The organism is Aeoliella sp., from assembly GCF_965227375.1.
Taxonomy (GTDB): Bacteria; Planctomycetota; Planctomycetia; order Pirellulales; family Lacipirellulaceae; genus Aeoliella.
The window spans coordinates 1,678,389-1,689,570 of record NZ_CBDDFX010000001.1 but is presented as its reverse complement, the minus strand read 5'-3'; the positions used below and the strand labels follow the sequence as shown (position 1 = coordinate 1,689,570).

At 57.6% G+C, this 11,182-nt stretch carries 5 protein-coding genes; all 5 read right to left on the bottom strand.

The window, feature by feature from the left end; translation table 11 throughout:
- Window positions 1-34: 34 nt before the first annotated feature.
- The 5 genes from ACQK2L_RS06940 to ACQK2L_RS06920 all read right to left on the bottom strand — a co-directional run bounded on the left by ACQK2L_RS06940 (window position 35) and on the right by ACQK2L_RS06920 (window position 10,688).
- The gene (locus tag ACQK2L_RS06940; protein WP_425396210.1) at window positions 35-463 is read right to left on the bottom strand and encodes a hypothetical protein; all 429 of its coding nucleotides are present in this window, start codon (window positions 461-463) and stop codon (window positions 35-37) included.
- Window positions 464-484: 21 nt separating this feature from the next.
- The gene (locus ACQK2L_RS06935; RefSeq protein ID WP_425396209.1) at window positions 485-1,531 is read right to left on the bottom strand and encodes a DUF1559 domain-containing protein; all 1,047 of its coding nucleotides are present in this window, start codon (window positions 1,529-1,531) and stop codon (window positions 485-487) included.
- Between the two features lie 72 nt (window positions 1,532-1,603).
- A complete protein-coding gene (locus tag ACQK2L_RS06930) occupies window positions 1,604-3,385 on the bottom strand; it encodes a LamG domain-containing protein (protein WP_425396208.1) in 1,782 nt (593 codons plus the stop codon).
- Between the two features lie 3 nt (window positions 3,386-3,388).
- Window positions 3,389-3,928: a sigma-70 family RNA polymerase sigma factor gene (locus tag ACQK2L_RS06925; RefSeq protein WP_425396207.1), complete on the bottom strand. Its 540-nt coding sequence runs from the start codon at window positions 3,926-3,928 to the stop codon at window positions 3,389-3,391.
- Between the two features lie 340 nt (window positions 3,929-4,268).
- Window positions 4,269-10,688 carry a lamin tail domain-containing protein gene (locus ACQK2L_RS06920; RefSeq protein ID WP_425396206.1) on the bottom strand — a complete coding sequence of 2,140 codons (6,420 nt, stop codon included), beginning with the start codon at window positions 10,686-10,688 and terminating at the stop codon, window positions 4,269-4,271.
- Window positions 10,689-11,182 lie beyond the last annotated feature (494 nt).

Below are 11,182 nucleotides of genomic sequence, written 5' to 3'. Positions count from 1 at the left end.
CGGTTACTCTTGAAGCCGCGGCAACGGGATGTGTCTACTTCTTTAACGGGACGTCAACCACCAAGTCCTCGATCGGGGTGCCTTTCACCACCGTCAGTTCCAGGGGTTCATAGCTGGGATCAACAGCAGTGGCGTCGGCGAACGGGTCTTTCTTGCTGTAGTCGGGTTGGTACTTGTAGCAGCTGATATCCACGCGATACTTGCCAGGCAGCAAGCCATCGCCTTTCTCGAACGAAGTCACTACGAATTGGCCATCGGTTTCGAAGCGGCAGCTTCCATCTCGCTGTGGCAAACCGGCGTCCGATTCCAGGGAGACAAACGACAAGTTACCCGCATTCGGCGGAGGTGCTCCATCGAAGGTGACTTGGCCGGAGACCGGAGTCATCGGCAGGCCATTGTCTCCGCAGCCCACGGCAAGCAGGGCGAGCGACATGATCCCTAATAGGGATAGGTAGCTATGCATCAGTCCGTACCCTCCATCGAGTCAGTTCTCGGTAATCACTTCGCCCGAAGCGCGAGTGCCCAAGGCGTTGTAGATGTACTTGTCGATCGTCACCTCGATGGGTCGCACACTGCCGTCGCCCATTGCAAAATGAACGATCGAAGGATGCATACTCTTGAACCCGGTTGTCCTCCAGTGATTAAAGTGCCCCTCTTCCAACTCGTTTTCCATGATATTGAGTGGAATGTGGGTTGAACCAACCGGCATGTTGTCGCCGAACAAGGAGTTGTAGGTGCTATGCGCGGGGAGCGTTTCGCCCAGCAAGAAGGTGTTGCTCGTGCCGTCGGTCACGCGGCGCAACTCAAGCCCTACTTCACTTCGGCAGAGCAAGCCCACGCACCGACTCTTATCAGGACAAGGCAGCGCGCGACTGGCACCGGAACCTGCGGAGTAGCAGGGCGATTCAAAGCCGGCACTTAAGCGGTTGCTTCCGTAGTTGGCGCCCATGCAAAGCAGCGGGTCGCTCGATCCCCAATCGCATCGATCCGGAATGGTGGGCCCCATGCTGCCTTTGTACCACAGCCCCTGGCACGGATTCGGATTGTGACCGCTATCGCGTCTTCGGTCCTGGATGGGAGACGACGAAAGTGGGTCGCTGGGGCAAATGAATAGAGGCAGAATCGCTGTGGAGGTCAACGAGTAGTTGGTCACGCCCGAAGCATTTCGAGTGTCGTCGTCCATAAACCTGGTGAAGTCGAGCTTGTCCGCCAGGTTGCCTGACTCCACAAACGGGAGTACTTCCGTCACCCACGTACCTGGCACCCATGGATCGGCCCCATACCCAGAGCCATAGGGCAATTCGCCCTTCGCATTCTCGTAATTGAGTATGCCGAGGGAGATCTGCTTCAATTTATTGAGACACTGTGTCCGACGAGCGGCTTCGCGTGCCGCTTGTACGGCCGGCAGCAGCAGGGCAACCAGAATTCCAATGATGGCAATGACTACAAGTAGTTCGACAAGCGTAAAGCCTCGCGTTGTTCGCTCAGCAATTCGTTTATTGCGTCGAGATCGGGATCGTTGGACGTCCACGAAACAGGTCTCCTTTCAGGGATAAGCGCAGAAATGGCCGATAGCTCCGGGAGTCGCCGCTCCCGTTGCGTTTCAGATACCCTTCTGCATACTGGGTACGCTACGGACAAGTTCGTGATGCCGACGTATCTGCGACTCAGACAAGGGATAGTCGTAGACCGCCAGTTCATCCAATTGCCCCGCGAAAGTTCGTTCAGGGCGATCACGATGGAGTCGCCCTATGATCAAAGTGAGGTCGTCGTCGATCGGGTTGGGATCTAGCTGACGAGATTCGAGCTGACCATTGACATAGAGTCGACGCTCGTTTTCATCCTTAACTGCCACGACGTGCTGCCATCGTCGCAGCGAATAGGCATGGGAAGAAAACGACGACTCACCAACACGATTAGCTGAATAATCTGCCGGGAAGCGGTTCAAGAACCGCACGCGTCCTGGGTAAGCGGCCGTAACGGCGACCGCCCGCGGACCAGTAAGTTCGACCAGCAACCCATGGCGGGCTCGCTGGTCATCGTCGTAGGGGCCCTTCACCAGACCGACAATACTCGTGTGCTGGAAATGGCTTGGTTTGACCCACACCTCAAGTGAACAGTTTCGAGTAAGTATGTCGCCGAACGATGTATCGGTCACGATGGCCGCATTGACGTGCTCTGGGTCCAACGAATCGCCAAACACCAGATAGCGATTGTAGCGGTCACCCTGAGTTTCAATTTCACCAACGATGCTGGCGCCGAACTCACTACCCATTTCATTGGGAATCGCCTTGTCGTTGATATGGTCGAAACGCCAATAAGCCAGCGGCTTGTCGAGGCGAATCGCTCGTTCGTACTTCTCATCGAAGTGGATGCTATCGGCCGCCATGGAGAGCATCGACGCGAAGCGTGAAGAGTCAGCGGCGCCACAGGTCACCTTCGCAGGAGCGTTGTCCTTGATCGAGATTCGCAACATCCTGCCGGTTTCGATCCGCTGCGTTGCGTCTTCTCCGTAGCAACCAAAAGCGTACGGATTGTTTTCGAACCAAAGCGAATCCAGGGTTGCTACACCACTGAACGTATGGATCTCCAATTCGCTGCCAAAGCATAAAACACCTAACGACGTGTACCCTTCGAAGCTCACGCGTCCCATGGGCGTGTCGATCGAACGCACATGGCGACCCGAACTCGAATTGACGGTCATCTTCCCGTAACTCAGACTCGGATGGCCAGCATCGGTGATCATCCATCCCGCGGGACCTTCCACGTGCACGCTCGCATCGCCCGCTGACAGGTAGTTCAACTCGACCTCCGCGATGCCTTCCAGCAAGCGAAGCGACCGGTTGAGCTTGAGCTGCTGACGATCGCCCGCGATAGCAGGGATATCGCCGTCCCACAAGCAGTGCGTCGACTCGGAAAGACGGGCGACCGACTTGGCGTATTGCGCCTCCGCGATGGGTGCATGCGACTCTCGCAGTTTCCCTAGCAGAATGACATTCGATACGACCAAGGCAACCATGGTCGCCAGAGTGGCGGCGGGCCACAGTCTGCGAAAGTTCCAGTCACTGGCCTTCTCGCGCAACGCTTGAACACGACTACTACTTTGTTCCTGCTCCTTGGGCGCGCCTACTGCGACGCGAGAGGAGTCTGCGACTCCGGGGTCACGCAGGCATGCCAGCAACGACTGCGGATCTGTTTCGTCCACATCAGCGAGCGTGCTACGCAGCAGCGAGTCGTTCATCAGGTACGCGATTGCAGCATCCTGAGCATCCTCTTCGGCTCCCAGTATGTCGGCTAGACGCGCCCGCTGGGCGGGCTGCAACTCGCCTTCGATCCCCAATGCGAGGAGCCGTTGAAGTTCTTCGTTTTTTACTGGCTTCGACATGCCCTATTCCTCCTCTCCCAGCCCGCGGGGCAGAGACTCTTCAATGCATTGCTCCAGCCGCTTTCTCAGCCGAAACAACATAGACTTAACTCCTTCGACCGACCGCCCCATATCCTGAGCGATTTGCGAGAGCGACGCATCCTCGCCATATCGGCGTTTCAGGACTTCGCGATGGCGGATGGAAAGCCGCTTGAGGCACCGCTCGAGCGCCGCCTGTCTTTCATTGGTGTCCATCGCGACTTCCGCCGCCTTGTCAGACATCCACTCGACCAACTGGCTGGCGAATACCATCCGCTCTCGATTGGATTCGCGACAGTAGGTCAGGACTTCGTACTTGGCGATTGCGATAGCCCACGGAAGAAAATCACCCCCTTCGGGAAACGACGACTCCTTCCGCAGCAACACCAGATTGGTCTTCTGCAGAACGTCGTCCGCGTCGGCACGGCTACCCAACGACGCCATGATGTACCCGTGCAAGTGCCTCTGGTACATGGTCAGGCAGTCCAAATAGCTATCCGTCAACTGTTTGGTTCGCTGGGTCATTCTTAAACGTGCAACAACCTGTTGAGCAGCACCTGTAGTGGATAAGCGACGATCGCAAGCCGATGAGGAAACCCAGGATCGCAAACCCCGCGAGAATACTCCAATATCTTCAAAAAGGTGGCGGTCTAATTTGGAGCTGTGTGGCAAAAAGTCCAAATTTGTTCAAACGCCCAGTTTCGTGCACTCTGTGCGGACCCGACGTCTAGCAAACCCGTGGAGACCGAGCGGTTGGGGCGGTCTATCTACGAGAAGCCCGTGCACCACGGATATCGTGGCCTAGCGGATACTCTTGTAGCAGTTGGTGATGGTTTTTCGCTTACGGGCAATGCTTTTACGCCAGCTACAGCAATGCGAATGCATCGTCTAGAGCAGCCCATTGTGTCTGCTCAATCTCGACCACAGCTTCGTCGCCGAGTCGACCTGATGAGGAGTCTAACTGTCCGCGCGCCTCACGACGCGCGACACTTGAAGGTATCAAAAGTTCCCAAATTTTGCGAATAGATTCGCCGACAGAGTGGGAGAAACTCGCCGGTTGCGGAGAACCCCAATCGTTGCGTTTAGGGGTCGGCTCGGGGATTCCATCCAGGGCGAACCCCTCGAAGGTGGATAACGCGAGCGGCGTCGCAGCTTGCTCGTCGCTATCTCTTTCTTCAATGTTGTTCACCGAAGGTGAGGAATCGGCCACGACACTCGTGAGGCTCGCCGAAGCTGTGTCCACCAGCGAGGCTGGCGTTGGCATTGTCGCGCCGAGGTTGTTCCTCCAAACGGTATAGTCGGCAAGATCAACGGCACCGTTCTTGTTGCCATCGGCATGGAGGTAAACCGAAGAGCCAAAGCGGCTTTTCCACTCGGCGTAGTCCGCCGTCTCTACGGTTCCATTCCAGTCGTAGTCGCCTGGAATGGGAGCAACGATCACGTCGATTAGATAGGCGACATCGGCCTCCGAAACGATGAGATCGCTGTTCAGGTCGAAATAGGCCGACGGGCTATCGGTTGCCACGGCGTCTACCAGCATCTGCAGATCTTGCAGATCGACCGTGCCATCGCCGGTGAAATCGCCCGCCTCGGCGACAAATCCAACCATGCCCGGGCTGGCGGCCAGCGAGCGCCATGACAGTCCGTCGTTGCCAAAAGAGGTGGGCGCGCTTCGCTGCAATGTGAGTCCAGTCGCCGAGACGTCCGGCCAGGGAGTCTGGTCGTCGTACAAAGCCTCGTCGATCAGGACACGTGGGGTTGCGTCTGGGGCGTCCGGCGGAGGAACGTCGGGTGCTTGAAGTTCGACTCGCGATCCCGTTGGCAGTAGATTTCCAGCGAATGGTCCCACCAAGGTGATGTCGAGCGTCAGGCCGAAATGCGAGCGGAACGCGCTGGCTTTGCTGGCGTCTGTCAGTGGATCAAACCCTACGATCACCACGACTTCTCCCGCGTCGATCGATGCCCCCACCCCAAACTCCAGTTCGACATCTCCCGCCAAAGCGTAGCCGGCGAGGTCGATCGAGGAGAACGAGCCGTTGTACAATTCGACGAACCGCAGGTCGTCGGCCGTGATCGTGGGATCGATAGACTGCGCGCCTGGCGAGGGCGTGTCGGCGGCCGCCTCGATCTCCGTAATCACCAAGCTGCTCGGCATGTGCAGCCCATTGGCTGCGCCCAGAGAATTGCCGGAAAGCGGTGCCAGCCGTCCGGTTCCGTTGGGAACCCGACCGAATGTCTGGCCGTTGAACATCGCGCCAAAGTCTACCGAGTCGACGATCGAACTTACGCCGCCCAATCCGTCGGGTATCGAAAGGTAGACATCGTCGCCTGCTACCGCGTCGAATGCGAACGGGATTTGGCCTCCATTCGGTACTTCGGGATTGAAGTCGTCCTCGTCAAACACCGCGTACCCCCCAGCAGCCAGGACGGTGCCGGCTGGAATGGGGTACTTCAGCAGGTTTCCACCCGCATCGCTGAGATACCAACCGCTGACGTCGATCGCCTGATCGGTTGTGTTGTATAGTTCGATGGCGTCGAGTTCGGGTGTGGTCGCGTGCGACAGGACCTCGTTGATGACTACGCCCACAGGCCCGGCGCCGGCAGTCCCTGGCGAGCCACCCCACTCGGTGCTAGCGTTCCAGCGATACCACTTGCCGAGTTCGCTGGAGGGCGTGTTGTAGGGATCGGTCAGTTCGAGCGAGGTCCCGTTCCCATCGGGAGCTTCGCTCCACGGGTTCTCATCGAGATAGGAAACCGAGATCAACACGTTTCCCAGGCCATCGCGCAGTTCGATCGTCTCGCCCGAATTGCTGACTCCGCCGCTCCACTCTCCCAGCACGGGAATGCCGGTGCCATACCGCGCCTCGAACGACGCGATATCCTCCACAACAACCGCGCGCTCTCCCGGAGCAAGCGACACGCTACCGAATGTATAATTCAGTCCATTCGCCAACGACATATCCAGCAGATTGACGGTCTGCGTCGGGTGGGTGTTCAGCAGTTCGATAAACTCGAAGTCGTCCTTCACCGCGCCCGGCAGAGTAATCAACTCGCTGGATGTCGGGTCATAAGGATGGTAGTTAATCTCGCTAATCACAAGGCCCTGCGAGCCCGAGGTGGCTACCAACAGCGTAGCTTCGCTTAGAGGACTCCAAACCCCTCCAGAAAGCGTACGTGCCTTGACGGTGACCGATTCCGTGATGTCGAGTGAGCTTGAATAGACCAAGGCGGACCCAACATTCACGCTTCCGCCGAGCAACCGGGGGTCTTGCCCATCGAGCGTGTAGTAGACGATGCCTCCCGACGGGCTATTCATCGTCAGATCGAACCCGGAAGAAACCAGCCCGCTGTATTGGTTGAACTGCGGGGCTTCCACGGTTGGGAAGAGACCATCGGAGGTGAACCGACTGATGGCCAAGTCGTGGCTTTGAGGAAAGTAGCCCACGACCTCGTCGATGGACTGCCGCCAGTGGTCGACGGTCATCAACGGCACCGCCGTTTGAGGAGGCACGTTCACTATTTCGCCTTCCCTGGCATCTCCCCACCTCGCCGATTCGCCGATGATCGCCGCTTCGACTTGGTCGGCTCTGGCCAGCCACCTCTCGATGTTTGCCTCGGTGGTCAATTCGCCGTCGTTGAACATGTGGTGCTGCACACGATCGGCAAACTGGAGGCGGAACTCCGAACTGTTTCGCAAGTTGACGAACAGTTCACCCGGGGTTGAAGTATTGCTCGCCTCGGTTCGATCACGGAATCGACCATCGAAGGCGATCTCTTGATCCCATGTGAAGAACTGAAAACCTTCGTCCGGGTCCACACGATTGCGGGCGGCCACCCAGTTGTGCGAAGGCCAGTCCTCTACGCCTGCGTACAGGTGCAGAATCATGTAGTCGATGAAATTGTCGACGTCCAAGTAGACCGTGCCACTCGGATCGATGGAGTCATCGGTGTTGCGCCCTTGCAGCGTCTGGAATAGAGCGTTTGCCGTGGTCGCATTGGCGGAGTCGATCTGGCGTGAGATGCTGAACATCTCGTCATAGACATCGCGATTACCGCGATATAGCTCGTTGAAGTCGCGGATGATGTCCCAGTCTTCTTCTTCCCCGCCCAAGTGTGCCGCCAGGAAGGCGTCGTCGGTACGTTCGGCTGGGCTGTAGAGTCCCCAGTAGAGTCCGTTAATGTACAAGTGGACGTAGGTGCTGCTGGGAGAGAGACTCCCCATGGCCAGCTGGGTGTCTCGCATGAACACATCGCGAGTGTAGGTCGAATCGAGCGGCGAGTAGCGTCCCGCAACCGTGCGCGTCGCAAAACTGTCCGTAAACGATGCCCGCATGACAACCGTGTTGATGTCCGCAAAGTCGGTATTGTCGAACAGCGGATACTCGAGCCGCCCTGGGCCATCGAACTGGGAACTGAAAATCAGCCGGAACGAGTGTTTCTTGAGTCGGTTGTTATCGCGGCTCGCGTTGCCGTGCATCTGCACACCAACGTTGTACTGAAAATTCTCTCCGGTTGCGGGATCGAGGTACTCGATCGAACCTGGCCGACGCCAGGCGGAGCCTTCGCTGGTTGCGTTGGGGTAGATTCCTGAGGATGAATCCCATAAGTCGTCGTGGTCCAGCACGATGGACATTGTGGGAATCGACTGCAGTGCTTCGCGAATACCAAAGTCGGTGTTGGACGGGTTGTTGTCATCCCAATCGGCGACCACACGCGAATCGACCTCGTAGTCGCCAGATGCGTTCGCTTGCCAGAACAAAGGGTAATCCGGCGAGTTCGGATCGCTGAGCGGATCTTGCACCAACACATCTTCCAGAAAGATGTAGGTCGACGTTACGGATGTCGAATCGGCGAATTGTACACTAGTTGCAACGGCCCGCAGCGTGGTGGTCGAATCAACATCTACCGGCGTCGAGTAGATGGAAGCAGCAGGATTCACCGCCGAAGGCAGGCTGCCGTCGGTCGTGTAGTAGATGGTCGCGGCTGGAGTTGTTGTCGAGAGTTCCACGCTAAACGGAGCATCGTAGATTCCCCGCGGAATCGAAACGTCCACTGGCTCGGTGAAACCCAAGACCCCCTCGCCGTTCACGCTGCCGGGGGTTGGGGTGAGAAAATAGAGCAACCCTTCTTCCGAGGTTGTGATGGCCTGTAGCGACGGTAGTATCAGGAAGTCCCCGTCTCCGGCAGCGCTGTTCAATCCATGAAACGCTAGGACGTTGCCGCTGCCTTCGACAAGAAGCGACTTGAAGGCCGATAAGTCGAACTCCTCAACCGCCAATGCTTCGGCAGTACTGCGTTCCAGCGTGGCGGCCGCATCGTACTGCGGCGGTACGCCAATCGAAGTGGGAGCGTATCGCCGCGCGACCTCCTGGCCGTTCAGATAGGCCACAAAGCCGGCGTCATACCGCATTCCCAGCAGCAGTTGATCTACGCTATCTAGATCCGCGACAGCAAACTCATGTCGCAAGTAAACCGAGGCATTGTTGTCGAGCATCTCACTGCTCAGGTCCAGGCCGATGAGCCCTGCGAAACTGGCCCTGGATAGTTCGATGCCACACAGCGTTACGCTGCGGTTTCCCTCGTTCTGGACTCCGCGTATCTGTAGCGTCCCCTGGGCGGAGGTAACCAGAGTAGCGTTCATCGTGTAGGTGTCGTTGTCGGTGGGATGCACGTCTCCGTCAAACACGTAAGGCGACTGAATCACCACGGGGCTACCGCTGCTCTCTTCGGTCCAAGTGGAGGAACGGGGTCCACCCGCCTCGGCGTCGAACACGCGCAACAGGACGTCGTACTCCACGCCAGGCACCAGCCCCTCAACGAGCAGATCCAAGCCTGCCCCGGCTGGGCCTCTGGCGAGGATATGGTCGTCGTAGATTTGATCCAGTGTGAAGTCGCCAGAATCTGGGGGGAAGGCACGGTCGCGATCCTCCAAAATTCCTCCGTTGAACGACGAGAAGGTCAGCTTCAGCCCATCGAAGGTCGACCCGTTCTCGTCCAGGGTCATTTGCGAGTAACCAAGCTCGGTGTTCGCTAATCCGGACTCGCCTTGTGTGCGGTGGTCGAAGTCGACGCGCAGGACTGTGTCGCTTCCAGTGTTAAGCGTGTCGCCCGTTTCGAGTTTCAGAGCGTTCAGGAACACTCCGAAGCTGGCGGAGAGTTCCTGGTCGCGTCGCGCTTCGACATGAATCTCCCCTTGCGAGTCGGCCTCCACCACCACAGCCATCTTGTAGCGGTCGTTGTCCGTCGGGGAATTGCCACCAAGGAACGTGTAATCTTCCTGTATCGTTACGCCGTTGGCTGTCCAGTCTGATACCCGATCGGCACCACCGCTTACTTGGTCGTACGACCACAGTGTTAGGGTGTGGACGCTGCCTGGCGTGAGCCCGTCGATGGTGAGATCCAAGCCGCCGGAATCTTGGTCTCTGGAAAACACAAAGTCGGTTAGCAGTAGACTCTCGTCGAAATCGCCACTGTTAGGCGGGTTGCCGTTGCGAAAACGGTCCTCAAAGCCTTCTGCGCCCGACGCATCGGTGATCGTCACGCTGTAGGCGCCATAGTTCCTCGTCACCGAACCGAATTGTGTTTCGCTGCCGCTGTCGATCACGAAAGAGGCGAATCCGGGGTGGGTTTGACCGCTGGCCGACCGATCGTTGAAGTCGACCTGCAGCAACAACATCGATGGCTCTTCGATCACCTCCTCCTGGTAACCTGCAGCAACCGTGCCCGAGACCCAACCGGCGTCCGGCGTGAATGCGGGTAAGGTCCATGTAGTTCCAAGCGATCCATCCGTCGCAACCAGCGCGTCCGCCGCGGAACCGAAACCTACGAGTTCTGTAGTCGCCAACTGCTCGCTGCCAATCCCATAGGATACGTCGTCGCGCTGGGGTGGAAACTCGGGTGCAAACTCCGATGCGATGGTTTGGCCATCCGGCTGCACCAATGCGAGATACTCCCCGTCGGCAGAGGCGGCGAAGTTGGTGTGGAACTGATTTCCGCTTACGCCCCGGTCCTTGCCGGAGGCAAAAACCACCAAGTATTCCCCGGCCTGGAGTGGGTGCGACGGGAATTGCCACTTGGTGAGGTTTTCCTCGTCATCCGTGAGATACCACCCCGCGAGATCGATCGACTGGTCGCCCCGGTTGTTGATCTCAATCCAGTCGGTGAACTCGCCATCTTCGTCTTGCAGAGTCCCATCGTTTGCTGCGAGAAACTCAGAAATAACGGGGTCGGCGGCTAGCAGATGCCGCTGTTCAAGCTGTTCGATTCGCAGAAGAGTGTTCTTCACGCCCTGGTTCCCCGTCTGTCGTTTCCCATGCGAAACTTCTCGAATTCTTAACGCCAACTTATTGGCATCTTAACCGACAGCTCCCGATTCGAGTCTGCGAAATCGCCAAGAATCACCCGCGGTTGCCCCCAAGAATCACTTTCAGACTCACTTGCAGTGGAGCGCCGGTACGGATGTAGCTGCGACTGATGATTGTCTGAATAGTGGTTGCCCGCGACTCGACGGATCTCAGGATTAGCCAGCAGGTTGCGCCAACTTCCAGCAGTAAAGTGCGATTGCGATAGCCCACGGAAGCAAATCGCCTCCTTCGGGAAACGACGACTCCTTCCGCAGCAACACCAGATTGGTCTTCTGCAGAACGTCGTCCGCGTCGGCACGGCTACCCAACGACGCCACGAGGGAATACTCCAATATCTTCAAAAAGGTGGCGGTCTAATTTGGAGCTGTGTGGTAAAAAGTCCAAATTTATTCGAACGCCCAGATTTCGTGCGGAC

Excerpts from the sequence above, each read along its gene's own strand:
- ACQK2L_RS06930 (WP_425396208.1), bottom strand. The coding sequence starts at position 3,385 with ATGTCGAAGCCAGTAAAAAACGAAGAACTTCAACGGCTCCTCGCATTG.
- ACQK2L_RS06940 (WP_425396210.1), bottom strand. The coding sequence starts at position 463 with ATGCATAGCTACCTATCCCTATTAGGGATCATGTCGCTCGCCCTGCTT.
- ACQK2L_RS06925 (WP_425396207.1), bottom strand. The coding sequence starts at position 3,928 with ATGACCCAGCGAACCAAACAGTTGACGGATAGCTATTTGGACTGCCTG.